Here is a 25,784-nt window from a genome sequence, read left to right as displayed (position 1 = left end):
GATAAATTAGCGTGTTTGGGTACGTTGTTGCTGTTGGTAATGGGCCACAAAGCGGATGGCCAGCGTGAGGTAATCGGCAGGATTTACCGCCCGATGATGCTTCAGGACGCAGTAATGAAGATGCACCCCGGTGGCCCGGCCCGTACTACCCGTTATGCCGAGCGTTTCGCCGATCACTACCCACTGACCAGCCCGCACCGAGGTCAAAGCCAGGTGACCATACACGGTTTGGTAGGAGTTGCCGTGGTCAATTTTTACGTAACGCCCCAGCGTGCTACTATAGCCGACCGTAGCCACCAAGCCCGAAGCCGCCGAGCGAACGTATTGATGTGGCCCGGCAATGTCGATACCATCGTGGTGGCGCAGGGTATGCAGAGTAGGATGCTCCCGTAGCCCAAAACCCGACGAAACCCGATTGCCCGACCAATCACCCAGTGGAGGCAGGCATGGAATCCGCTGCGCTCTTTCCGGTGAAGCAAAGAACAGTTTAGAAAAGGCAGTCACCACCTGCTCCGACGTGGCCTCCCCCACCCACTGATCCAGCCAATGCGGGTGAGTCGATTCCGATATTGTATGGGCCGCAAACAGGTCTATTTCTCTACTCTGATTTATTGCCGTTGGGTAATTCGACCCACTCAGCGTCAAGCTAATAACAGCCCCAATTAGGCCGTTTCTATGCAGTCCATAACGTATTCTTCTCTTTGCCATCGGGCAAAATTAAACCGCAAAACGCCAAAATATTTAATTAATTAAAGTAAATTCGATAAAAAATTAAACTAAAGCAATGAAAAAAAGTAATGAAGCTGTTTGCCCGCTATCACACGAGCAGGCCAGTCGGCTGGTTCAGCTTTTCGCCCCGTCGTTCGATGCCTGCTTAGCCCAGGCAGCAGACAAGGCGGGAAGACCGGTGGTATGGCAACCGGTGCTGACGGACATCCACGAACAGGTTGTCCACGCGCTTAGTCCGGTACTAATCGAGAATCGGCAACAGCCCGGTGAGGTCTCCCCTACCCTATCGTTGACGCTGCTCCCCCCACCCACCAGAGATACCCGGTTGCAGCCGGTGCCGGGACAACCCCTTGCCCCCGACTCGCTCACGCCCACCGTTAAAACCAGCCTTTGATGCCCATGCAGTATCTGGAACAACTGGAAGTACGATGGGGGCGCGAGCGCATTCATCAGGCGATTCAACCGCTGTTTATCGGTGATGGCGAAGAGCCGGGCGACCTGCCAATCACCGTTCTGAATGCGTCGGTCAACGACCCGGAGCTTTGGCAGCATCTCACCGACGAGGAGCGCGAACGGCTGTATCTGGCCTTTATGGAGCTTCAATATGACCTCTCCGAACTGGCTACCGATCTGCACCGGGCCAACGAACCTGACCTGGGTGGTTTTGAACTGACAACCCCGTAACCCCTTTCCGTTATGAAGCAAAAAGCACAGAACCGTGCCACCCGCGAGCAGTTGGCTATTCTACGCCAGTTAAATAAAGCCGGGGTACGTTACGTAGCATTTGGCGATTACGCCATGAACGCCATCGACCCGGCCCGTGCCATTGGCAACGTGCAGCTCTGGGTCGAGCCGACAAAAGCCAACTTCGAGCGACTCGACAAAGCCATTCAGGAGGTCTATGGTCCGCGCGTACTTACCCGTACCAAGCCCGAGTTGACAGAAAACCCTCAACCGCGAAAGATGCTCACGCTCGGCGACGGTCCGCAGAAGGTAGGGCTTTACCCTGCCATCAACGGCTTTACGCCGGATCAGTTTGGCGAACTGTTTTCGCGGGCGCAGACGAACCGGGCCGCGCTGATCACCAACCGGGGCAAGCTGGACGGTTCGGTGGCGTATCGCCAATTGGCCGTCCCCGACCTATACCAGAACGTGCGCGAATCCACGGCCTACCACAAAGCGTGGAACATTCAGACGCTGGAGAAGTATGCCGACGATTACCGTATCGACCTGACCCCGGTCCGGCCCTCGTCGGCGACACAAACGGCCCAGGAATCGGCCAAAGCTTCCCCCACGAATCGGGAAGCGACGATTACGCCAGCCCAAAATGCCCAGAAGGAGCCGCAGCCGACACCAAAGCCCCGTGGTGAAAAGTTGGTGCGGGATTTCGATGCCATCAAGCGCGAGCTGGATCTGGAAGTGGTGCTGCAAGATTACGGCTTCGTGCTCGATGCCAAGAAGTCGAAACCGAGCGACGAGTGGCTCATTTATGAGCGGGGCGAGAAAGGGTCGAAGGAACGGCTGGCCGTTTATACCGGCGACAAGTACGGGCAAAAGATGTTTGTCGACATGAACGATCAGCGGGGCTGGCGGGGCGACGTGATCAAGTTTCTGGAACGAGTCGAAAACGGCATTTACCGGAACGTTTTTAAGGCTGTCGACCGTATCATGTCCTCCGCCGACTACGTACTCGAAAAGAGCGTTACGTCTCCCCTGAAGCAGGTAAAGGAAAGCCTGATCGACACGAAGCTTCGGGAAAAAGACCTGCACAATCGGTACGCCATCGCGCCCCTGACCGACACCCGCTATCTGGAAGGACGCTCGCTTCATAAAGACGTACTCTTTTCGCCGGAGTTCAACGGCCGCATTCACAACATTGCTTACACGACGGAGAAGGGCACCACGCATCGTAATACCTCCTTCCCGATGTACGCCCAGGATGGTCACCTGGTGTCGATGGACATTCGTAACGAACGCTTCAAGTCGTTCCCTTCCGGGGAGCGCGGGGAAGCCATGTGGCACTCTAACCGGTTCTACGAATTGAAAGCCCCATTGGCCATGCATGATAAACCTGACCTTCCTGCCGGTACTGTCGGTACGGTCGTTCGGCTCAGCCCCGAAACGGTTTCGTTCAATTTTGTGCAGGAGGGAAAGCCGCAGCAGGTGCAGTTACCGCTCGAAACCGCCCGCCCGGCCTTCAAGGAGGTGCCCGCCCAGCGCATCCTTGTCGCTGAGTCTGCCATTGATGCGATGTCGTTCAAGCAACTCAACCCTGAAGCCGAGGGCGAACGTCGGTTCTACATGGCGACGGGCGGGCAACCTGGTAGCCGACAGATGGGCTTTATCCAGAAAGTGCTCGACCGCAACCCGCAGGCGCAGTTTGTGATCGCGCAGGATGGCGACAACGCCGGTCTTCGGTTCGCCATCAACTACCTCGCTCTGCAACACCCCGCTGCCGACCCGGCCCTGCGCGTCAAACCGGACATTGCCTATTCGGGGCCGAACCTCCCTCCTAACCCACTGGCTAACGTGCTCGGGCCAAAGTTTGCCTTCGACCCTGAGATAAAAACATTCAGCGACGTGCTGAAGCGGTTCGACGTACCCGACGGCAACCTGTCAGAAGGGCATAAACTGGCCATCAACCACCAGGCCCGCTTTAAAGAGATCATGCCTGACGACTACGTCAAGGTTTCGGTCGAGATGGTGCAGTCGGTAATTCCGGCGTTCACGTATGCCAGGGCTTACGGCATTCCGATGCCGGAAGAGGCCGGAAAACTGGCTCAGTCGGAATATATGCAGATGAAGGTGGGTAACGAGTTTCGGGTGGCGCGGGAACGAGCCATGATTTCGCCCGACGAAATGGAGCAGCGCATTCAACACCATAAGGATGCCAAGTTGGAAAAGGATTTGTATTCGGGCGTGAACAAGTTGGAACTGGAGCTACGGCAACCCCTGTCGCCCGGTGGGGCTGGTGCCGACATCGCGGGCGGCAGAAACGAAGCGTTCCTCCATCGTTTCATGGACGAGATGAATCGCTTTACCAAGCAGTTCAACTACAACAATGACCCGAACGACAAGGAAAAGCGAGTGCAGGAGTTTCAGCGCGAAACCTTGGTCGATCCTGATCAGGGTCAGGCTGTAACCCGCACCCGGATTCACTTCCCCAACGACGGTCGACTGCTGGTGAAGGCACTCACGCTGCTTACCGACGAAATCAACAACCGACAGGGGCAGTCGCTCTATCACGTTGTGCGACCCACCCGGCAGCAGAAAGACTTCAACGACATCCTGCAAAACCGCCAGGGCGAGGCTCTGCCCGATTCGAGTCCGCTGAAGATGGGAGCTCCGCCCCTCATCAAACCTCACACGGAGATAAAGGCGGAACAGACCGCTCAACGCGAAACGGTTCAATCTGCTTCGGAATCAGCCCGCACGTACAAAGCAAAACTGTGATAATGTCTCCGATTTGGGCAAGGCCGCTCCGGTCTTGCCCGAACCAAATTCTTTAACCGATGACCTCCTCCCCTACTCACCCTGATATGGATACACTTTGCCCCGACCGGCCCAGGGCTGCTCCGACCAATAAGTTTTATTCATCGAATCCGTATTGGAGTCGTGGCCCCAAGCCATCCGCCGAGACAGAACAGGCCAAACCCTCGAAGGAAGTACCCTCACTCCCGGTTTCGCAAACCGATGACCTGCCTCCCCACTTGATTGCCGGTCTGCTGGAAGCTATTGAAAAAATGGGTCAGACGCAGCAGGAGCAATTGACACGCCACCTTACTGAGTGGCTACCCCAGGTTCCGGCAACCCTTACCCCTGCCCTTGAGCAGCATCTCGATAAGTTGGTCCCGAAGGTGGTCAGGGTAGAGCAGCCGGGGTCGGCGTTGCTTAAACTGGTGCGTTACCTAACGGGGGGGATAGCTGTCGCTGGTCTGCTGGTTGGTGGATTGGTCTTTGTCTCGCTGCAAACCCGTCAGCAGCGTGACACGTATGCCGCTGGCTACTGGCAGCACCGGTACGTGTCGGCTCAAACTGCCGTAGCCCGAACCGCTCCGTTGCAACGACTGCTGTCAGATGCCGATTCGCTTTACCAGTCTCCTTCCTTCAACGCTGAGTTGCAGCGGCTGGAAAGCATCCTCGATACGCGCAAGCAGCAGTACCAATTGTACTTACGCGAACAGGAGCTTACCCACTCAGGCCGACCATAAGGTTTACCTTAATTAAGCCATTAGCTGAATAGCCGACTACTTTTATAGTCGGCTATTTGAATAATCAAGGGGTTCTGAAACAGTTCAGGCAGAAAGCAGCCGAATCAAACGGGTTCACAAAGTGCTGTGTATCAGTAGTTAAGTAGTTGACTATTCAGATAGTTGGCTATCTTTGTAATGTTGAAACCGCGAACGCTTGGCCGGTGTAAGCCCAGGCACCAACCCCTTTTTTACGCTATACAGGTATGAAATCCTATCAGCAAGAGACCGTCAACAAACATGGTGAAACTGTAATCTCGGACATCTTCCGCTACATCGAGGGTGAGCCGAAGCAGTACCGCTACAACTCACAAACCGGACAGTTCAACATCGACGGGGACACCCCCGTTTTGGACAAATCGGGTAAGCCCATCAAGGAGTTTACGTTTCAGCCGTTTGTGTTCCGCATTTTCGAGGACGGGCTGTTTAACCGGAACCGCGAAGCGTGGGCCGAACTGTTCTTTATCGACGCGCTGAATTGCGTATCGAGCATCATGTTCAACGGCACTACGCTTACCGAGTTGCGGGGCGTGATGAAAAAGCTCATCTACGAAGGGAACGAACCGCTGAACCTTTGCGACGTGGTGCTGACCATCCGCCCGGAGAAACTAACCAGCAAAAACGACCCTACAAAGTCGTGGTTCATTGGCCGGTTCAGCTACCAGCTTGCCGACCCCGAAAGTGTGCAGCAACTTGCGGAGTACGCGGCAGACTGCCCCATCTACCGGCGCGATACGCTGAAACACACGGCGAACTACTTCAGTTTTTCGGAGACGTTCGCTTTACCCTCAACAGACGTAGTACCCGTTACGTTAAACGCAGGAGAACTGCCCCAAGCAGAGGTTGAAGCCGTGGAAGTCGTCTAAATTTATTTAGGTAGTCAGCTATTTAGATAACTGACTACCTATTTATTCAACTAATAATTCGCTATTTCTGCCTGATTCTATGCAAGTGCTTACACCAGACAATTACCGTCAGTTTCCCGCTTTTTCCAATTCCGACCTGACCGAGTACGAGCGGTTTCTGTTGGGCGAACCCAACCGAAAACCCGTTAAGGCGTTTGCCGAAGGGTCAGCTTTTCACCAGTTGTTATTGGAGCCGCGCAGTACCCGACCGTTCGAGGGAGCCATCGACCGGGAGCGATTGGGCAAAATGGCAAAGGCAATTCGCGATACCCGGTTTGGTCGATGGGCGTTACAATGGGGACAGAAAGAACAGCCCCACTTGTTTCGCGATAAGGTCACGGGCTTACTCTGTAAATGCCAGACGGATATTCGATTGCGGCACGGGTTGATCGTCGACGTGAAGACTACCCGCGCCCGGACGTATCGCCAATTCATCGAGTGCTGTGAGCAGTACCAATACGACCGTCAAGCGGCCTTTTATTTAGATGGTTTGAAGGCTCGGCGGTTTGTCTTTCTGGGCGTTCAGAAAGCGGAGCCTTTCCAGGTCTTCTATTTCGAGCCGACCGCCGATGCTATTGGCCGGGCTTTCATTCAGGAGGGCCGGGAACGCTACCAACGTTTACTGTCATTACTGGCTCGGTCTGAGTTCCGCCCCTCCGCCTGGACACCGCAGGATAAACCGGGCATCTCGATACCGGTAGGCCACCGGATAACGCAGAACAGCTACCCGCCTATTTATCAATTTCGCTAATTAACTTGACAGATAGATGAGTACTCATCTACTCAACTATCTGGCAAGTTCTCATTAATGCCGTGATGAATCGGAACGAACCTAAACCACCTGAAGGTAATTACCGCCGGGCAAAACTGACGGTGTCGTTGGGGCCGCTAATGCCAGCCGGTAGGGTAGGGTGGCTGTCTGATGAAGTCGAAACTCTCGATGCTGATGGCAGGCCCATGTTTCGATTTATCTCGGCCACAAACCACGACCTCGTTTTCAAAGTGTACGCTGAGGAGGTAGTCATCGAGTAAATAATCAAGGGGTAGGGGCTAAGCACTGTTCAAATCAAGCGGGTTGTAAAAGGCTGACAGATAGAAAGTTAGATAGATAAATAGCTGAATAGTTGGCTATCTTTATAGTGTAGAACTATTCAGCTATTTATGACGCGCTATACAACCGGTAGGCCGGAGCGGCCCCGCACTCGTCCGGCTCAGGCCCGGCCCGTGGTCATCGTTGCCAATCAATATACCCTGTTCGGACACCCCGGTCTTATACCTCCGACGCGGGGAGAACGCAAACCCGGTGAGACCACCGAACGCCGGAGCAGCGCAAGCCCGGCAACACTGTTGATCCTCGATGAACAGATTGAGCTACGGCCTATAGCGGAGCCATCCGTATTTAGCCTTTGCGCGGAAACGTTCACCCTACCCACTGGCAACGCGGCCAAACTACGGGCCAATGTTGCCGCCATCGAAACCCTAAAACGAATAAGCGGTGAGTCAGCGCAAGGAAGCACCAGACAAGCCACGCCCGACGAACAGCGGTTACTATCGCTTTATACGGGTTGGGGTGGTTTATCGCAGGTCTGGAAAAACGACGTTTACGAGCAGTGGCAACACGCGCAGACCGACCCCGCCCAAGCCCTTGACGAATCGGTAAACCGGTGGGGCGGTCAGTACGGACGTACCCGCCAGCGGTTGGCCGAGTTGTTAACCCCCGCCGAACAGCGAGCCGCCGAAGCATCGACGCTCAATGCTTTCTACACGGCCCCGCACGTCGTAGCGGCCATGTGGCAGGCTATCGAAGGGTTTGGCTTTACAGGCGGTCGCATTCTGGAACCAGCCGCAGGTATCGGGTATTTTATCGGTCTAATGCCCCCGGCACTACGGGAGCGGTCGGTATGGGTAGCGGTCGAGAAAGACCGGCTATCGGGGCAAATCTTGCAGCAGCTTTACCCGGAGGTCGAAACCCACGTTTGCGGTCTGGAAGAAACCAAATTGCAGGCGGGTAGCTTTGATTTGGTCATTGGCAACGTACCGTTTGGATCGTACACGGTGTACGACCGCCACCACGCCGAACTAAAGGGTTTTCCCATTCATAACTATTTCATTGGCCGGGCCGCGCAGTTGGTGAAGCCGGGCGGTATTGTCGCGCTCATTACCTCAATGGGTACGCTCGATGCAGCAAGCCCGGAGTTCCGCCAGTTCCTGACGGTCGAAGCCAACGCCGAACTGTTGGGAGCCATCCGCTTACCGTCGAATGCGTTTGAAGCCAACGCCGGAACGCAGGTAACGACCGACGTTTTGTTTTTGCGGAATCGTACCCCCGTTGCCGCAGTGCCGGACAACCGACCGTTTGCGGCTTATCCGTTTGAACGTACCGTTACGCTCAGAGCCGATGCAACCGACCAAGATACGGTCAGGACGTTGGCGGTAAATGAGTATTACCACGCCTACCCCGCTATGCTATTGGGCGAAATGCGCTTTGCCGACGAGGTGAATAAGGGTGGACTGTACCGGGCCGACCAGCCCACGCTACACCTCGCAGACCCCGCCACGTTGCCGCAACGCTTGGCCGAAGCCCTTAACCAATTGCCAAAAGGTATTTTGGACAACCAACCCGCAGCGCAGGCCCATAAGACAGCCGAAACCAAACAGACTACCGATCAACGGTTTACCGAATCGGTAACGGTTCGGGGCAAGCGATACAGCCAAACGCTCGTCATTGCTCAATACGAGCGGGTGAAGCGGGCATTTAACCAGCTTCGGAAGGCGGAGCAAGAGGGTAGGGGAGAGGTGGAGACCGACGCCCTACGGGTGGAGTTGAACCAGTCTTACGCCTTATTTACACGCTATTTCGGTACGCTCAACCGAAACCGGGCTTTGTCGTTTCTGGAAGATTACGACCCGCAGTTTGCCAGTGTTCAGGCGTTAGAAGTGGTGAGCCGCACCGCACCAGACCGGAACACCGGAACACAGTCCAACCCGAAAACAGCCACCTCGTACACCATCGACAAAGCCGATATTTTTCGGCAACGGGTGTACCCGGCAGCGCACACCCCGGAGCGGGTAGAATCGTTGGCCGACGCGCTACGGTTGTCTATTGGCTTGTACGGTTGTGTGAATGCCGAGCAGATAGGCGCATGGATGAGCCAACCCGCCCCGGAGGTAAAACAGACGTTGTTGGCCGCTGAATTGGCCTATCAAAACCCAACGTCGGGCCGGTTAGAGGACAGGGATACGTACCTATCGGGCAACGTTAGAAAGAAATTGGCCGCAGCAGCCGAGGCCGTTAAAGCAGATGCACAGTACGCGGTGAATGAACGGGCGTTAGCGGCTGTTGTTCCGGCCACCATTCCCGCCCCGCTTATCTCGTTCCGGTTGGGTTCGGTCTGGATTCCTACCAACATCATCGAGCAGTTTATCAGTCAGACTCTGCAAACCAATTGCGTAACGGTACGCTATAACCACCGGGTAGGCCAGTACGAAATTGACGGGATGGGTAACGTTTCATCGGTTCAAAATCGCTCCTTGGGTACGTCGCGCCGAACGGCTATCCAACTCATCGAAGCCGCTTTGCAACAGCGCACGGTGGTAGTGACCAAAACCATTATCGACGCGGAGGGTAAAGAGAAATCCGTAAAAGACGTAGAAGCCACCAGCCAGGCGGTACAGGCGCAGGAAGCCTTAAACGACCTGTTCATTGACTTTGTGCGCGACCACCACAGCGCAGCCATCGAGCCGGTTTACAATGAATTGTACAACAGCTACGTACACAAAACCTACCGGGAACCAGCCCTACGGCAATACCCCGGCGCATCGCCTGACGTTCAATTACGCTTACACCAGTTCCGGGGCGTGGAGCGCATCAAAGAGCAGGACACTTTGTTAGCCCACGCCGTGGGCAGTGGTAAAACCTTTACCATGATAACGGCGGCAATGGAGTTGAAGCGGTTAGGATTGGCCCACAAACCGATGATTGTAGTACAAAACTCGACACTCAACGACTTTGCCAGCGCATGGCGCAGGTTGTACCCCGCAGCCCTGATTTACGTACCGCAGCCCGCCGACCTTGAAGCCAGCAACCGCAAACGGTTTTTGCAACGTATCGCGACCAACAACTTTGACGGGGTGCTGATACCGCAGAGTTTCCTAAAACTTATTCCCGACGACCCCGCCAGCGAGGAAGAATTTATTCAGGAAGAAATAGAGCGCATAGCCTACACCCTTGCCGTAGCCGAGCGGCAGGGCCGCCAGAAACCCATGTCGGTAAAGCGGCTGAACGAATTAAAGTTACGATTGGTAAACCGGCGAATCCGGCAGGCCGGCCGCAAAAAAGACGAAATGCTGACGTTTGACCAGTTGGGTATTGATGCTCTGTTTTTGGACGAGGCCCACCGCTACAAACGGTTAGGCTTTTTCACCGCCCGGCAGAATGTTAAAGGCATTGATTCGGCGGGTAGTGAGGACGCGCTAAGTGCGTTGTTCAAGTGCCGCACGGTGCAGGCACGGCGGGGCCGGGTAGTCCTGGCAACCGGTACGCCCATCAGTAACACAATGGCCGAAGCATGGACGACTTTACGCTTTATTGCCCCCGACCGGCTAAACCGCGCTATGCTGTCCACGTTTGACCAGTTCGCCGGAGCGTTCGGCAGCGTAATTCAGTCGTTTGAACTGACCGCAACGGGCAACTTTAAAGCGGTGGAGCGGTTCGCCAAGTTCGTAAACGTGCAGCAGCTTTCGGAACTCTACCGCGCTCATGTTGACGTGGTGCTGAATGAAGACGTTATCGAGTTTCAACGGGATGCTACGTTGCCGACGCTTAAAAACGGGCAACACACGCGGATTATCTTACCGCAGACCCAGGGCGTAACCGACGAACTGAACAGCATTAAAGCAACCCTGCGCTGGTTTGAAAACCTGACCGGAGCCGAAAAGCGCGACAACTCGCACGTACCCTTAGTCTGCTTTGGGCAGGCCCGCAAAGCTACCATTGATTTACGACTACTCGACGCGGCTAACCCGGACGAGGACGGGTCTAAGTGTAACCGGGTGGTAACAGAAATCTTGCGTCTTTACTACCAGTCGGCCACGTATCGCGGTACGCAATTGGTCTTTGCCGATACTTACCAAAGTCCCTCCCTACGCGGTTGGTTAGACGAGGAGGGAACAGAGCGTAAAGGCCCGCGTTTCAACCTGTTTGAGGACATACGGGCCAAACTCATCACGGAAGGCGTACCGGCTGATGAAATCGCCATCGTACCCGCCGAAGCTGATAAGCGCGAACCCCTGTTTGCCAAAGTCAGAACGGGAGAGGTTCGGGTATTGCTCGGCACGTCGGAGCGGGCGGGCGTGGGTGTAAACGTACAGGAACGCTTAGTAGCGGTTCACCACATGGACGCCCCCAACCGACCAACAGATTTTGAGCAGCGTAATGGGCGGCTTATCCGGCAGGGCAACTTACACGCAGTTTGGGGCATCCCGGTTGAAGTGCTGACCTACGGCGTAGAAAAAACACTCGACGCGACCGCCTACGGACGGTTGGCGATTAAGCAAAAGTTTATCAATCAGGTTTTAAAGGGCCACATTGCCGACGACCAAATGGCCGACATCAGCGCAGACGATGATTTTGCCGCCATGTCGTTCGACCAGATGATGGCTACGTTATCCGGCTCCCAATACGCTCTATTGTACACGACCCGCCAGCTTGAATTATCGCGAGTGCAGCAAGCCCGTAAAAACTGGCAGCGCGGGTTAATGGATGCCCAATGGCAGGTAGAAAACGCCCAACGGTTCATCCAGAAACACCGCCCAATGTTGGCCGGATTGGAAGAGGAAGCCGCCCACTTACAGCAGCACTTTAACACACCATACGCCGTGATGAGCGTAACCGTGAACGGCACGACCTACGGCGAAAAGTGGGGCGAAGCCGTACAGCACCTGATAGAGCAGGTTAAAGGACTGGCAAAACGCCGGGTTAATGAACCCAGAACATTAATCGTTAACGGGCTTGCATTAACCCTGACCGGGGAGCGGTCGCAGGAACTAATAGGCGGAATGCCGCCCAGCGAGTTTTTACCCGGTCAGGCCGTTGTACGGTACGAGTGGGGGCAAAGCCTTTCGGGTGTAGTCGGTTCATCGAACGGGCTGTTTTCCTCGCTGAAAGCCGCCGTAGCCCGTGCCTACGAAGCCCCTGCCCAACTTTTGCGCGAACTGGAACGCGCCCGGCTCATCGAGCAGGAGTTTAGCCGTAAACTATCGCAACCCTTCCGACAGGAAGCCGACCTACACCGCTTAGAAACGGAGGTCGCCGACCTCAAACGCCGGATGGAAATCGAAGGCGAACCAGAGCCAGCCGCCGAGGTTGCTGTTTAGTTCACTCACCGCGCCGATTTCTCCGGGAGTCGGCGCGGTGAGAAAGAAATCAAAGGGGTACGTCGGGAGAACGCCCTGCGGGCCACCTCCCGACGAACGCGCCGGGCAGCATCTTCCGGTGCGCGCCCTCACCGCTTCGCGGTCGGTTGCTCCCCGCAAGACCCTGCCCTGATGGCGCGATAATCAAAGGGGTAGGAGTAAGTAGTTGACTATTCAGATAACTGAATAGTCAACTATTAAATCAAGGGGTAGGGTTGGAAACGCCCTTCGGGCCATTCCAACCCTGGCGCGTCGGTCAGCACCTTTGGGGTACTCCCTCACCACTCCGTGGCCGGTCGCACCCCAAAGGCCCTGCCCTCCTGCCGCGCGAATCAAAGGGGAAATGGAAAGGCAATAAAAAAATCATACGGGCATTAAAAGCCCCCTCATCCGTAGGTGGGTAGGCTGCGGTCAAAATCGTCGACTTCTTCTTCCGTTAGCAGATTGAGCAGCACGGCCTGCACGTCGGCGGGTTTTTCGGCGATGGCTTCCCGGAACAAGCTGGCATAGGAACGGCCGGTTTCGCGCTGTAGCTCCAGCGTCGTGGCCCGCGCTTGCTCGAATTCCTCGCAAAGTGAATCATCGCTGAGTAGGCGATTCAAAAGCTGCCGGTCAAGGGAAAGTCGAAAGCCAGTGGAAGGGCTACCTTCTTGCGCATCGGTGGCGGGTGCCTGTTCTGATTGATCATCAGGTTGAGATGGGGGAGGGGCCGGGGCAAAGGTGGGGTCGTCTAATTCCGGCTCCTGATCGGTTGGGGTTTCGGGCACTGCCGTGGGTGGTTGCTCAATAGGTACGTTGGGTGTTGGTTTACCACCCCGATTAAACACAATCAGCTCGCTACGGTGGTATGAAGCCATCGGCACAGCCACATCGACGGGAGTCTTACCGGCTGTAGCCTGAAAGAAGGACATAAGGGTGGGCGTTGGGCGGGTTGCTTTTTTGGTCTTACCCCGACCCGTGAACCAAAGAACCAACCCCGCCCAGATGAGTAGAGCTACTGTCGCCAACACGATGAAGGTGCTGGTAGAGATAACGAGGAACATAAATTATGGGTTTGTCGCCCCTCCGTCTCTCTTGACGAATTGGGCAAGGGTGTTGAGAAAAGTTTCGTCTGATTGTTGCGCCACCGCCTGATCGTGCAGGAAGCAGAAGTAGGCGGTCATAGTTAGTTTGACCCGGTGCTTCAACATGAGATAGCCAGCTATCTGAATATATTCCTCGCGCATGGCATCATCCAGATAGACAATCTTGACTCCGGTTTGGGGAGACGGCTCCCGTTTCTTCGGCGAAGTCGGTGGCCGGACGGTTTGCTTACGCGGGGTTGAATCCGACTTAAATTTATTGCCTTTCGATACTTCTGTAGTTGGCTGGTCAGGCGAAGGAGTGACCTCGGCCAGGGTAGGGGAGGACGTTGGTGAAGAAGTATCTGGTTCAGCAGGCTTTGCGGGCTCTGCTTCCTGATGCACGAAATCCCGGTAGCGGTTTGCTTTCTGCCGTAGGCTATCGACTGCACCACCCAGAGCCGGGGCTTGCGGGTGGTGGCGGCCTAATGGCGTTGCAGAGTCTTCTTCGCTTTTGGCCGGAGTAGGCCGACGGTATTTGTCGAGATCCATTAGCGATTAGCGATTGCTGAAACAGGCAGTAGCGAATTGATTTCCTGAATGAGGCCAACGATGTCCTGTAAGTACTGAGCCTCCCGCCATTCGGCTGGTTTTGTATCTTCCTTTCGCCGGACATACCGCCCTGCCGGCATGAGCACGGGCGACGCTATGGTCGTCAGCATCTTTGCTCTGTCGAAGCCGGCATCGGCATCGTTAAGCCGCGTTCGGAGGAAAGAAACCGGCATCACCTCGTTTCGGAACACCCCGGACAGATAGGCTTCCAATGCATCGGCCCGTCGATTGAAAGTGAACTTGTACTTGTTCCAAAAACACCGGATAGTTAGGTAGTCAGGTAGCTGCCTATTCATTACATAATCCAGAATAGCCCCGACGTACTGAATGGAAGCCGTTACGTCAACCTGCTGCGTCGTGAACGGCACCAATAGTATATCGGTCTCGGCAAGGGCGCGAAGAATCCCGGCGTTGAACTGCCCGCCCATATCCAGGAAGATGTAGTCGAAGTCTGCACGTACCCGGTTCATATCCAATTCCTGGAGTGCCGAGAAGGGTAGGGCATGAATGGCATAGTGCTCCGCTACCCCGTGCTGTCGGTTGTTGCGGTACCGTTCAAAAGCCGCCTGATCATTGGCACTGGAGTAAGGTTGCGCCATCTGCATTAGCTCGGTTGTAGAAAGAGCATGATAGGTTTGGGCCAATGTAGATTGGGTGGCCAACTCTTCCTCCCGCAAATCAGAGATGGAGTGCTGGGGTGGGTCGCAGTCGAACACGATGATACGCTGCTTGTCGACATACGCTAAATACGAAGCTATGATGGCCGTGAGCGTGGACTTGCCCATGCCTCCTTTGGACGTGTGAATGGCTATAATCTTCCCGGTCATTCTATTTAAATTGTGTAAAAAATTACACAAAATAAAATAATAAATTACATATTTGCAACTCATACAACTGAAACAACTTGGTTGGTTTGAATGGGTAAGTTGCAAGGGGTGTACAAGACAACCTGGTTGGTAAAAGCAACGCCTGCACCCAAGCCAGCCGAATTGCAAGCGTTGCAAAAGATGTACGGGGCAACCGAGTTGACCGATGCAACCAAACTTGAGGTGTGTAGCAAGCTATGTTTTTGTATATACAGGAGTCTTGAATGGCAGGCAAGCAGAAGGAAGGCGGGGTAGGGGTCAGGCCGGAGAAATCATCCGAGACGAAATCAACGGGCGTATTCGTGCGGCTCTCACCGCAGGAGCGAAAAGCCCTTAAAACGCTCAGTCAGCAATCGGGTATCAGTGTGTCGCAGCTATTGCGAACAGGAGCATTGGGGCAGTTAGATCAACTGCCCCGGCTTCGCCAACTGCCGCCCGAAGTCACGGCTCAATTGGGAAAACTGGACAGGCTCACAACGGCACTTTGGTATATCAGTCAGCGAGCCGCAGAAGATTCGGTCTATGCTCAGGACATCCGGGCTGTCGTGTACGAAGTGGGCGAGATTGCGGGGCAGGTGAGGCAGTACTGCCAGTCGAACATGGCCCGGTACACCACCGTTGCCCAACTTGATAAGCTCATAGCAGAAGGGCAGCAGCTAACCCTGTCCGAAGTGCTTGAGCAGTTGCAAAAAATCAGCGATAGCTTTAACCCGCATCCCAAAAAATGATAGGGAAAGTAGCCCGGTTTGGCTCCAGCTTTTTGGGCGCCATGCAGTACTGTTATTACGAAACCCGCGCCAATCACAGCCTCGACCGTACCCGAATCCGGGGTGAGTTGCTCTTTGTGCAACACGTCGGCGTAACTATTGTCAGCGACGAGAAGTTACGAACCGAGAACAAGCAGCGGCTGAACCTGGAACAAATGGCTACGGCCATGCAGTCGGTGGCCAGCCTGAACGACCGGGTACGTAAACCGGTATGGCACCAAAGTTTTTCGTTTCCGCCCGGTGAGTACCCCTCAGCCGACATCATGGTGAAAATCTGCGAGTCGTTCGCCCGCACATTTGGGATGGAGAATAACCCAATGGTAGCCTTCCGGCATCGGGATCGGGAACACGAACACTTTCATATCATCGCCAGCCGGGTAGACGGAACCGGTAGGAACACCGCCCAAACCAGCTTTAACTTTCGGGAGGTCGGGCGGTTCTGCCGGGCGATAGAGGAGCGGCACGGCCTAACGCCCGGCGCACCAATGGCGATAGAAGGCCATAAAGCACAAACGCTCAAAACACCAATTGGGCAGGTGCAGCCTGGAGTAGCTAAACCAGCGCAGTCCGACGAACCCGTGCAGGCTTCAAGAAGCTATAAACGTCAGGGTCTATGAATGCATTTTTAAGCAATAGTTGTATATTTGACTATTCAACTATTTAGGTAGCTTATGGGAGCCGAACACAAACAATCAGGTAGCAAAATTCTCGATGGACGAGGAAACGACGATGTTCAATTCGTCTTTGTGCAGCAGGAGTCGGTATCGGTGTATGAGGTCAAGGACAGTATGGGCGAAGTCGTCAGCATCGTCATTGCTGAGGGCATCGATAACCCGGAGCGGTTCCAGGCCCGGCCTGTGGCTGAGCAGGACGCGATGAAGATGCTGGCTCTGGATGAATATTATGGTGGTGCAGATTGGGAGGGGTGAATGATAGTTGACAGATCTGAAAGAAGAAGTCACCATCTGCATCTCAACACGGGATTGTATGTACCAAGCCTATTTTATACTTTCGACAATTAACTATAGATTTAAGGTATGGTTGTAGAGCCACCTGTTGTTGAGATTCATTTACCTGATCATCAAATTTTACAGGGAAATGCAAAGAATTTAGATGTTTTGTCTTTGCAATTTCCTGTTCAGGGTTTTGATGTAATTCTAACGTCCCCGCCGTACTGGAAACGTCGAGATTACGAACACGATGAACAACTCGGTCAGGAAGATACACCTGATGAGTATATAGAGGTGTTATCTGATACAGTAGCACTCTGGGCACGCTGGTTGGCTCCTCATGCTTCAGTATTTATTAACTTGGCGGATACGCATCATAACGGGTTTCTGGTCGGTACTCCGATTCTTTTCGAGTTGGCGATGAGGGAGAAGGGGTGGAGGGTTGCCCATCGGATAATTTGGAGTAAACCTAGCAGTGTGCCGACAGCCTCACCGCGCCGACTAGCCAGTCGTCACGAAACTGTTCTTCAACTGGTTCCACCCAGAAAGAAGGCAACAGAGACGTATTACTTTGACCGGTTTGCTCTAAACGACCGTATACCGGAGGCCGAAATTGGCGATGTCTGGCACGTAGCACCGAGCCGGGGTCAAAGTGGACACGTAGCTCCTTTTCCTAAAGAATTAGCCCGGCGAATTCTGTTATTGGCTTGTCCTGAGCGGGTCTGTGAACAGTGTGGCAAACCTCATCAGCGGCAAGTGGAACCGTCGCCAGCTCTTAACCCGAACCGCAAACAAGCCCGGCGAGCCATCGAACTTTTTCAAGAACATAACTTAACCGAAGACCACTTAGCTGCTATTCGTGCCGTTGGTATTTCCGATGTCGGAATGGGTAAAAAACTGCAAAATGGATCAGGCAAAAATTCGCCCCGAGTCCAGCAATTGGCCGACGAAGCCAAGCAGGCTTTAGGTGGGTACTTCCGTGAATTTACGTTCGCACTGAAGCAGCACGTTGGTTGGGAAAGCTGTGGTTGTAGCGAAACCACACGACCCGGATGGCTGCTAGACCCCTTCGCCGGTTCCAATACGTCGTTGCTGGCAGCAAGAGAGTTAGGCTTCAGAGCCGTTGGTGTCGATTTAACCCCTCATCCACTTTAATACGTCCATGCCTGTTTTTCAGAAGAAGGTTCTTTCGGCATTTATCCGAAATGGCTGTAAACGACGGCTTCGTCTCAGCATGTACCCAACCGACGATGCACGTAAAGAGAATGGAATGCCCGAAACGCAGAAAGCGCGTGCAGGAGTTGGAATAGCCGGTCAGTTGGGCTACAATTGGCAAGAGGAAAAAGTCGATGAATTAGTCGATGTGTTTGGAGCCGACAGTGTTATACAAGTAAAAGGTGGCCCGAAGAATCGGGCGCAACCTCAGGATTTGAGACCAATTATAGACGCTGGTTTAAGGCCGCACCAATTCATCGTTGAAGCGAAATACACCGCAGACACAGTCGCGTTCCGGCAAGGTATGGGGGTGGTGGCGTTGGTCGATGAACGAGGCAATCCACTAGATTTCAGCTTCAACCATGCTGATCTAATACAGGTCTTGCCTCCTCGTTCAGAGGCTGACCTTGATGAGAAAGCAGTATATGGGTGGGCCCTAGCTCCAGACGGCTCGCTTACTCAATTAGCAGATACTGACAATCGCTTACGACTCCGGGTTATCGACATTAAACTGGCTTCGGAACCCGGCGCACATTACTTCGCCGAAGTGGTTTACTATGCCCTGACGTTAGCGGGATGGTTACAGGAGCAGAACCTGACAGACCGGCTTGTTGTGGTAGCTGCTTCTGCCGTTTGGCCAGGTAGCTACGACGCTTCGGCGGTCATGCAGGCCCGGTATAAACTGACACAGCAAGGCATCCCAGTTTCATTGGCAAATCTGGCCAAGGCCGTGGAAGACGACATTGAGTTGGCCCCGTTCGATACGTTCGTGGCCCGTTTACGACGTTTTTTTACCGACGTACTTCCTGAAGTATTAGCTACGCCCTGGCAGCAACTGCCTTGGCACGTTGATTATGGATGTAGCGGCTGCGAATTTATGGGATACCCCTGGCCGTTGGAAGATGGGAGTATCAGCTATAATTATCTATGGTGCTGGCCTGAAGCGCGTCGTACCGGTCATACATCACAGGTTATCAACTTGACGCAGGGAAACAGAAAACAGTTAGGTACCCCTACTGTAGTTGAGTTGGCGCAGTTTCAACCCGACCACGAGTTTTTTCGGCGGACACCCTCCTTACGGGCTCAGCGGGAACGCTTTCCCGGACGAGCAGCGGCTTTGCTGCACGACACGGTTTCAGTATTGCCCAACTCTGGCTCTGATGCGCTCATGCCGAGATGGCCCGACTTGCACGTCTATGTATTTCTCGATTATGACTTAGCCAGTGCTATAACTGTTACGTTTGGTTTGCGTGCTTTCTGGCTCGAACCCTATAGCGTTTTAAACGCGGACGATAGACACAAAATACGTTGGAACGAGCGGGAGAAAGACGGATATACAGAGGTTTTCGTTGTCGATACGCGCGATTTGAACCGTGAACGCACCGAGTTTCTAAATTTTCTACGAGCCTTACGAGGTATACTTGAGGAAGTCCGCCGTTCCGATACGGATGACATCGCAGCAGGTCGCCGGAATGACCCCACCGATCCTGACCGCATACCGAAGCGTTCAACATATCAGATTTTTCTATGGGACGACGCACAACGTCGGCAATTACAACGAGTTGCCGGGCGGCACTTGGCCGCTATTTTGGCCGACCAAACTATTCGTGAATTAGCTTGGCTATTTCCTCCTCCTGAACTGTTAGTTAACCACGACGAAGCATCCGTGCGAAGTCCATTTACGCTTGTTGGACAGGTTGTACACAATACTATCGCTGTTAATTTGCCGCATCACTACACCTTAGCCGGGGTAGCTCAACAGTATCATACGCCAGAATTTACTCCGCCCGAAATCTTTACACTCTATCAAGACCCATTGAGCGATTTAATTCCGGCTGAGCGAATTCATGAATTGTGGACTCGCCGGGGACAGTGGAAACGAGTGATGGCGAATATTGAACAGGCGACCAAGAACAAACTCCTTGCGCTGGGCGTAGTTGTCACGCGGTTAGAACGAGACCTGAGAGATGACTTGCTGCCTGCTCGTTTGGCTGCTCCTGAGCTGACCAATCGGGCACCTCGCGGTTTAACAAATCTGCCCCCATTCAGCACGTTGCTTTATGAGTTTACGCGGCTAAACGCGGCCTTGCAGGATTTGGAATCTTACGCCATACGCGCCATGCCTGCTCATGAGCGGGAAGCTAAGTTTAAATCGGCGTACCTGCCCGTTCGGTTAGAAGGTAAAGAACGTACCGATGCGTTGAGCCAACTAAGCGAAACGGCTGGTAAGAATTTGCAGACGAGTACGGGGCTTTGGGTGTACCGACTGGGCGATGACTCACGAGATATTAACGTTCGTCCGGGCGATATTGGCTTTGCATTATCTCCGCGTAGCCGTCCTGATTTTCTGGTTCAGTTTCCAAAGCGTTTGTGCGAACCCGATTATAAAGTTGAAGGAACAGGAGAACTTAACACTATTGCAGATGCAGGCTTAACAAGTGTAACAGTTGAAGCAATTGATCGACAACACAAGCTAATTGCCTTAAGATTAGATGGCCATGCATACTTAACTCGCGTTGATGACCCCGCGCGAGGTAATCAGCGTGTCAGATACACTATAGAAGAGGCTGGTTTGATTGATCTCTCTTCAGATGTGATGCTAGATCCGGTCGAGAAAGATCATTTAACTAAAAAAGTTAAGTTTACACTTACCGGCATAGGCTACCCGAAATTAGCGGAGGCACAGGACAATGCTACAATTCGTGTCGCTTTGGGATTGCCCCCCGTCGCCCCAAAGGCTACTAACGATTATGATCCGCTTACGCCCGCAGCCCGCTTTCTATGGGATGGGTCATCTTTAGCTTCTACTGCTATTGTCCGTGATGTTGCCGCCGTGAGGCCAGCCGTGGAACGTGTGCTTGAGACAAAAGGTCGAAATTTAAATGATTGGCAGTGGACCGCCTGGCGGACCTCACTCACGACGCAGTTAAGTTTAATTTGGGGTCCTCCTGGCACGGGTAAAAGTCAGACATTACGCGCCATCATTGTTGCAGCCTTACTCGATGCTCATTCGCGAAATATCCCTTTGAGGATTCTGATCTCGGCGAATGGCTACTCAGCCATTGACAACGTGTTGCTTGACTTGCCGGATTTGCTAAACGCGGTACTGCCCAACGTACCTGTGCATATGGTCCGACTGCAGGGTGGCACTAAGGAAACGCCCGCAAATCTACCTGCTGAAATACAGCCATTGGTTCCGTTGCAATTACAAGCCCCGCCAGAAGTACAGCAACTTCAGGACGAATTGACTACACCGACAGGACTAACTGTCGTCGCCGGAATCCCACACCAAATTCATAATCTGGGAGTGAGCACAAAGTACAAATCGGCTCCCACCCGAAACAAACAGGATGCTCGTCCAATGATGACGCAACGGCAGTGGTTTGACTTGGTCATCATTGACGAAGCTTCGCAGATGGATGTGGCATCAGCGACGTTGGTTCTGTCGAAGGCAACGGACGAGGGAGCCTACATTTTAGCAGGGGATGATTTACAACTGCCTCCCATCCACCAGGCTGAAGCCCCGACGCACCTGGAGCGCTACGTCGGTTCTATTTTTGAATACACACGGCATGTACAGGGAGTAGAACCATTGCCGCTGAACTGGAACTACCGCTCAAACGCTACGCTTGTTGAGTTCATCCGCACGGCAGGGTACGATTCTCGCCTACGCGCATTCAGCCCCGATCTGCGTCTTAACTTACCTGCCCTACCTGATATTCAGCCTGTAAATTGGCCCGGTGAGTTGGTGTGGACATCCGGTTGGGGGCAACTGCTCGACCCAGCTTACCCCACGACAGCTTTTGTGTACGACGATGATGCTTCGGGACAGGTAAACGACTTTGAAGCCGATACAATTGCGGCTATGGTATTTTTACTGCGGGGACGTTTAAGAAGTCAACTTCTCCACGAGCTTCTTCCTGATAACAGCGAGAAACCTGTTACAGATGAAGTGTACGAATCTGGCACCGAATTTTGGGATAAAGCAATTGGCATCGTAACACCTCACCGGGCACAAATGAGCCGAATTGTTACTCGTTTGCAAGAGCTTTTCCCCAATGATAAGCCGGAGAAAATCCGGGGAGCCGTCGATACTGTAGAGAGGTTTCAAGGCCAACAGCGCGACGTAATTTTTGCTTCATTTGGGATTGGTGACCCTGATTTAATTCGCTCAGAAGACGAGTTTCTGTACAATCTCCGACGCTTTAATGTGTTGGCTTCGCGAGCGAGAGCCAAGCTAATTTTGCTGGCTACTCAACCTTTAATTGACCATTTATCGGACGATGCTAAGGTACTTGAGGAATCCAGGCTACTCAAACGGTTTGTCGAGTCGTTCTGCGCTCCATTCGGCCAATTTGAGCTTCCGTATGGGATACAAAACACTGATGAGAGAAAGACAGGATACCTGTATCGCAGATAAACCATGAAGCCTCGCGGTTGACTACCCGCGAGGCTTACACTACAAGTGTAGTAAAGTATTCACCGCCCATGCAACCGCCAGCCCACGCTAACCAACGTGTAGAACGACTGCATACCTGATTTGGGTAACCACCGTTGGCGGATGCTCAGAATCACCGGGGCAAACTCCGTTTCGACACCTGCTTCGGCCCCCACTATAAACCTGCCGCCCGATGGCATCGTCGCGCAAATCGAATCGGACATCATTGGGCTTGATGAAGCAGGTACTGTTTCATAGGTAGCGATTGGCTGAAAAGAGCCGCGCACGAATCGGGTACGGTAGGCATTACGCCATAGGTTAAATTCGTATCCCCAGCCAATGCTGACTTGCCGAAGCTGACCCGCCGAGGTCATGTCTGTTCCAATGATTGGCTTCTGCATATAGCTGGCTGTCGCCTTCCAGGCGTTGTACTGCCGGTTGTAGCAGCCCGTCGAGATAAGGCCCTGTATGCCCAATTGATGATGGGCCGAGAACCCATCAACCACGCCCCCCTGTATCTCCACAAAACGTTGCCCTTTGAGGTGCGTCTGGGCGTGAGTTTCAGCCGAGAGCACGCAGGTGAACAGCAGTAAAAAAATAGGTTTGGTCATGGCTTAGAAAGGTTTGGCTAAGAGGAGTACGTCGGCTTCGACCTGAAAGCGGAGGTGGCGACCACCCTGCTTTTCATACAGTTCAACCTCCATCACTTTGTCTTCGGTGAGCGTCGTCATGGGCAGGGCGTACACCACTTGCTGCTCCGTTTTGGCCCGGAGTAGTTTCGGTTCCACCGGGTAGCGGCCGTAGGGCTTTAGCTCGACTTCCTGAGCCGCCATGCGCTTGAGCTTCTCTTTGTCGCGGACGTAGAACTTCACAAAATCAACTTCATAATCAAGCTGACTGTCGTTGCGGAGGTTGAATTGCAGATACATCACTTTGTCGGCAACGTAGATGCCCGTCAGCAGGTTGGTAAGCCGCATCGACGAGGCCCCGATGTTACGCATGAACGGCTTGCGCTCCAGCACCCGCTCACAATAGTTCTGTAAGTCAGCTTCCGCCACCGGCACCCCATCCGTTGCTGATACGGACTGTACGAACGTAATGGCCGCAGCTCGGTTGATGCCCAGCGACCGGCTGGTGTAATCGTCGGCCATGACGTTGTTGGCCATGTTAATATTCAAAATCTCCGGTTCTTCCTGGTAGCGGATCAGAAAGGAGAAAAATCCACCGTCTTCGGTAATCACAGTCATGTTGGTTTCCTTGCCTGAATCGGCCTGACAAAACACCGTCGCTTTCGGGTTGGCCTTCACGCGCAGGACATTCGTGACGGTCTCAGGAATTTGCGCCAGGACGTAGTCGGTGCCGGCGTCGAACTCTTTAATCTTCGCTGGAAAGATGATGTGCGTCGTCTTCCGGTCGGAAATACCCAGCGGGTACGACCCTTTTACAGCCGCCCGGTCGATGGGTAACAGATACGGTTTTTCCCGAACGCGCTCGACCAACTCGGGATTGGCCACCCGAACCGGGGTAGCAGCTTTGGGTGCTGGGGTGGTGGGCGATTGCTCAACCATAGCACCCTCAGTGCGCGTTGGCCGAACGGCCTTTGTCCCCGTGGGGGCAAGCAGGGCCAGCGTACCCGGAGCTTTCGGCGTAATTCCCAATAGCGGAAGGGTTTTGCCCGCAATCGGTTTGACCGATGCCTGAAAGCGAGTACCCCGCCCGGCTTGCTTAGTGGTTTGGCTTAGGGCCAGAAGGGGCGTAAAGGCAATAAAAAAGAGTAAGAAAGGACGTTTCATGAATAGGTTGTCTTGAATCGTTAGTTGGAATAACCGGCAGCGGCTTGCTCGGCGCGGAGGAAAATGCGGTAATTGGGTTTGACCGTTACCTTAACGGCCGTCAGTTTGGACTGCACCAGGGAGCGGATGCCCTGAAACGCGGTGTTGGTCACCTGCATGGCTAACTGGCTACCCACCTGCTGCCCGAATGAGCCTTGCGGTACGAAGTAGTAGGGCGACGAGACAGCCTGACCCGCCGAGGTTCCCAGACCCTGCGCCACCCGGTTTTTATCGGCCAGCTTGGGTACAGAAAGGCCCGCACGGCCATCTAAGTCGTAGGCTGTCAGCCGAATGGGGTAGATGTCATTGCCCAGTCGTACACTCGTTACAGCGATGTTGACGCGGTCGGCACTGATGCTGCACGTACCTGCCAACAGCGTGTGCGCCGGAAGTTTGACCCACGAGCCGTTCAAGCGAAGGCTGGTTTCTTCCGTCAGGCGAAGGTTCAACGTACTGCCGTTCTGCACCGTCACAGCGTCGCCATCGCCGTGTACAACGGCGGGAATGGACGTACCCGTTGCCGAAGGGTTCGCTACTGGCTTAGCTGCCGATGTCGATAGTCCATAAAAGCCTGTGTTACTTAAATCTATTGCCTTTCGATCTGGTGAGCCGTTTGGTCGGGCCGACATGACAGATTCCGTGGGTACGTCTTCCATACCAGCCGTGCCTTCCTCAGCTGCGATTTCTCGCTTGAACAAGGTACGGTAGGAGGGAGGCAACTCGCCCCCGTATTTCGCTTTCAATTCCCGGTACTCGGTCATATGCAGTGGCTCGGTTGTGGCGGGTAAGCCATTACCAGTAGCCCCGGTATTCATTCGCCCATTGGCCCGGTCAATCTGCCGTAGTAGCACATCGGCGGTTTGTTGGTCGAGGTCGCGCTGTCGTTTGGCAATACGCTCTTCGGCCAGTTGTTCACGACCTTTCGCCGAACGGTGCATGGTCCGGTAAATGGCATCCCGCTCGGCTTGCTGATGGTCGAATTGGCGTTTCAACTGGTGTTGTTTGGCCGATTTACGCTCCGTAGCCGTCAGGTACGGCTCCGTGGTCTGACCGGCCTGTTTACGAATAGCGTTCAGATCGGTGTCGGTCAGCGTCTCATTGGTGGCCCGTGCCATCGACGGGTCTTTGCCCGTTAGCAGTTGGGTACCCGAAGCGGCCTGCCGGTCAATGGCCGATGATTGGGTCGGATTGAGCGTACCCGCGTCGAAGCCGTACTTATCGTACTTCTCTTTGGCATCGAGGTTGTGAGGCCGGGCTTCAGGAGGAGCTAACGCCGAGGCTCCGCCATCAGGCGTTTGGGCGTTTGGGTTGGCTGTGTCGGAGGAGATAAACCCGCCCAGAAAACCAAAAATAGCTACGCCGAGCAGGAAGGCAAACCCGCCGAAAAGCAGCAGAATCTGCTTACGGCCCACCTTGCCTTTCTGAACCGTCTCGCTTCCGGGAGCGGGGGTTTCCTCAATCGGTGTATCAAAAAAAGGGTTGTTTTGCGGTTGTTCAGTTGAATTCATCGCGTCAGTAAGGCAATAAAATAGAGTAGAAAAAAGGTGCCCAGAATCACGAGCAGGGTATTTCTGGCCCCAAACCCGATGCGGTGCTGTCCCTGATTCAGCGTATTGGCGAAACGATGCTCCAGCCGGGTCATATAACCCGCTACCAGCTTACCGAACCGGAAGGCGGGATGATCCTGGGTACGTTCGCCCGGCTCCGGCTGGGGAGGGCGATTTATAAATCCAAACAGGCCCATC

Annotated in this window: 22 protein-coding genes; 14 read left to right on the top strand and 8 right to left on the bottom strand. The window is 54.0% G+C overall.

The window, feature by feature from the left end:
* Window positions 1–6 precede the first annotated feature (6 nt).
* Window positions 7–645 (bottom strand): M23 family metallopeptidase, encoded by a 639-nt coding sequence (locus RUDLU_RS28085; protein ID WP_245581712.1) that lies wholly within the window; start codon window positions 643–645, stop codon window positions 7–9.
* Between the two features lie 139 nt (window positions 646–784).
* Between RUDLU_RS28085 and RUDLU_RS0124065 the strand changes: the two genes are divergently transcribed.
* The 9 genes from RUDLU_RS0124065 to RUDLU_RS30450 all read left to right on the top strand — a co-directional run bounded on the left by RUDLU_RS0124065 (window position 785) and on the right by RUDLU_RS30450 (window position 12,431).
* Window positions 785–1,123: a hypothetical protein gene (locus RUDLU_RS0124065; RefSeq protein ID WP_019991007.1), complete on the top strand. Its 339-nt coding sequence runs from the start codon at window positions 785–787 to the stop codon at window positions 1,121–1,123.
* Between the two features lie 5 nt (window positions 1,124–1,128).
* Complete coding sequence (locus tag RUDLU_RS0124060) at window positions 1,129–1,413, top strand: hypothetical protein (protein WP_152126791.1); 285 nt, start codon at window positions 1,129–1,131, stop codon at window positions 1,411–1,413.
* Window positions 1,414–1,425: 12 nt separating this feature from the next.
* Window positions 1,426–4,182: a toprim domain-containing protein gene (locus RUDLU_RS0124055; RefSeq protein WP_019991005.1), complete on the top strand. Its 2,757-nt coding sequence runs from the start codon at window positions 1,426–1,428 to the stop codon at window positions 4,180–4,182.
* 59 nt (window positions 4,183–4,241) lie between these two features.
* A complete protein-coding gene (locus RUDLU_RS0124050; protein WP_152126790.1) occupies window positions 4,242–4,940 on the top strand; it encodes a hypothetical protein in 699 nt (232 codons plus the stop codon).
* Between the two features lie 245 nt (window positions 4,941–5,185).
* On the top strand, window positions 5,186–5,845 hold the full coding sequence (locus RUDLU_RS0124045) for a hypothetical protein (protein ID WP_019991003.1): 660 nt from the start codon (window positions 5,186–5,188) through the stop codon (window positions 5,843–5,845).
* A gap of 79 nt (window positions 5,846–5,924) precedes the next feature.
* Entirely contained in the window at window positions 5,925–6,635 is a 711-nt protein-coding gene (locus RUDLU_RS0124040) for a PD-(D/E)XK nuclease-like domain-containing protein (protein WP_019991002.1), read from the top strand.
* Between the two features lie 65 nt (window positions 6,636–6,700).
* A complete protein-coding gene (locus RUDLU_RS29400) occupies window positions 6,701–6,916 on the top strand; it encodes a hypothetical protein (RefSeq protein ID WP_083940634.1) in 216 nt (71 codons plus the stop codon).
* Between the two features lie 129 nt (window positions 6,917–7,045).
* A complete protein-coding gene (locus RUDLU_RS0124030; RefSeq protein WP_019991000.1) occupies window positions 7,046–12,259 on the top strand; it encodes an Eco57I restriction-modification methylase domain-containing protein in 5,214 nt (1,737 codons plus the stop codon).
* Between the two features lie 37 nt (window positions 12,260–12,296).
* Window positions 12,297–12,431 (top strand): hypothetical protein, encoded by a 135-nt coding sequence (locus tag RUDLU_RS30450; RefSeq protein ID WP_262884520.1) that lies wholly within the window; start codon window positions 12,297–12,299, stop codon window positions 12,429–12,431.
* A gap of 253 nt (window positions 12,432–12,684) precedes the next feature.
* On the opposite strand, the gene RUDLU_RS0124025 is transcribed toward RUDLU_RS30450, so the two are convergent.
* Genes RUDLU_RS0124025 through RUDLU_RS0124015 form a run of 3 tightly spaced genes read right to left on the bottom strand, consistent with a single transcriptional unit; the run spans window position 12,685 to window position 14,798 of the window.
* Window positions 12,685–13,341 carry a hypothetical protein gene (locus RUDLU_RS0124025; protein WP_019990999.1) on the bottom strand — a complete coding sequence of 219 codons (657 nt, stop codon included), beginning with the start codon at window positions 13,339–13,341 and terminating at the stop codon, window positions 12,685–12,687.
* Between the two features lie 3 nt (window positions 13,342–13,344).
* A complete protein-coding gene (locus tag RUDLU_RS0124020) occupies window positions 13,345–13,911 on the bottom strand; it encodes a hypothetical protein (RefSeq protein WP_019990998.1) in 567 nt (188 codons plus the stop codon).
* Complete coding sequence (locus RUDLU_RS0124015; RefSeq protein WP_019990997.1) at window positions 13,911–14,798, bottom strand: ParA family protein; 888 nt, start codon at window positions 14,796–14,798, stop codon at window positions 13,911–13,913. The genes RUDLU_RS0124020 and RUDLU_RS0124015 overlap by 1 nt, the downstream gene beginning before the upstream one ends.
* A 263-nt stretch (window positions 14,799–15,061) precedes the next feature.
* On the opposite strand from RUDLU_RS0124015, the gene RUDLU_RS0124005 reads away from it, so the two are divergent.
* The 5 genes from RUDLU_RS0124005 to RUDLU_RS0123985 all read left to right on the top strand — a co-directional run bounded on the left by RUDLU_RS0124005 (window position 15,062) and on the right by RUDLU_RS0123985 (window position 22,189).
* Entirely contained in the window at window positions 15,062–15,565 is a 504-nt protein-coding gene (locus RUDLU_RS0124005) for a plasmid mobilization protein (RefSeq protein ID WP_019990995.1), read from the top strand.
* Window positions 15,562–16,221, top strand: coding sequence for a relaxase/mobilization nuclease domain-containing protein (locus tag RUDLU_RS28080; protein ID WP_019990994.1), 660 nt, complete (start codon window positions 15,562–15,564; stop codon window positions 16,219–16,221). The genes RUDLU_RS0124005 and RUDLU_RS28080 overlap by 4 nt, the downstream gene beginning before the upstream one ends.
* 54 nt (window positions 16,222–16,275) lie before the next feature.
* Complete coding sequence (locus RUDLU_RS0123995; protein ID WP_019990993.1) at window positions 16,276–16,533, top strand: hypothetical protein; 258 nt, start codon at window positions 16,276–16,278, stop codon at window positions 16,531–16,533.
* Window positions 16,534–16,641: 108 nt separating this feature from the next.
* Entirely contained in the window at window positions 16,642–17,709 is a 1,068-nt protein-coding gene (locus RUDLU_RS28075) for a DNA methyltransferase (RefSeq protein WP_019990992.1), read from the top strand.
* Window positions 17,710–17,716: 7 nt separating this feature from the next.
* A complete protein-coding gene (locus RUDLU_RS0123985; RefSeq protein ID WP_083940633.1) occupies window positions 17,717–22,189 on the top strand; it encodes a DEAD/DEAH box helicase in 4,473 nt (1,490 codons plus the stop codon).
* A 59-nt stretch (window positions 22,190–22,248) separates the two neighbouring features.
* Here the strand turns inward: RUDLU_RS0123985 and RUDLU_RS0123980 are convergent, their stop codons facing one another.
* From RUDLU_RS0123980 to RUDLU_RS0123965, 4 genes are read right to left on the bottom strand one after another with little or no spacing between them, the layout of a single operon-like run.
* Window positions 22,249–22,818 (bottom strand): conjugal transfer protein TraO, encoded by a 570-nt coding sequence (locus RUDLU_RS0123980; RefSeq protein ID WP_019990990.1) that lies wholly within the window; start codon window positions 22,816–22,818, stop codon window positions 22,249–22,251.
* A gap of 3 nt (window positions 22,819–22,821) precedes the next feature.
* On the bottom strand, window positions 22,822–24,000 hold the full coding sequence (gene traN / locus RUDLU_RS0123975; protein WP_019990989.1) for a conjugative transposon protein TraN: 1,179 nt from the start codon (window positions 23,998–24,000) through the stop codon (window positions 22,822–22,824).
* 20 nt (window positions 24,001–24,020) lie between these two features.
* Window positions 24,021–25,547 (bottom strand): conjugative transposon protein TraM, encoded by a 1,527-nt coding sequence (gene traM, locus RUDLU_RS0123970; protein WP_019990988.1) that lies wholly within the window; start codon window positions 25,545–25,547, stop codon window positions 24,021–24,023.
* On the bottom strand, window positions 25,544–25,783 hold the full coding sequence (locus RUDLU_RS0123965) for a hypothetical protein (protein ID WP_019990987.1): 240 nt from the start codon (window positions 25,781–25,783) through the stop codon (window positions 25,544–25,546). The genes traM and RUDLU_RS0123965 overlap by 4 nt, the downstream gene beginning before the upstream one ends.
* Window position 25,784: the final 1 nt, after the last annotated feature.

This window comes from Rudanella lutea DSM 19387 (genome assembly GCF_000383955.1).
In the GTDB taxonomy this organism is placed as follows: domain Bacteria; phylum Bacteroidota; class Bacteroidia; order Cytophagales; family Spirosomataceae; genus Rudanella; species Rudanella lutea.
Note: the sequence above shows the minus strand (reverse complement) of the source record. Positions and strands in the feature narration are given on the sequence as shown.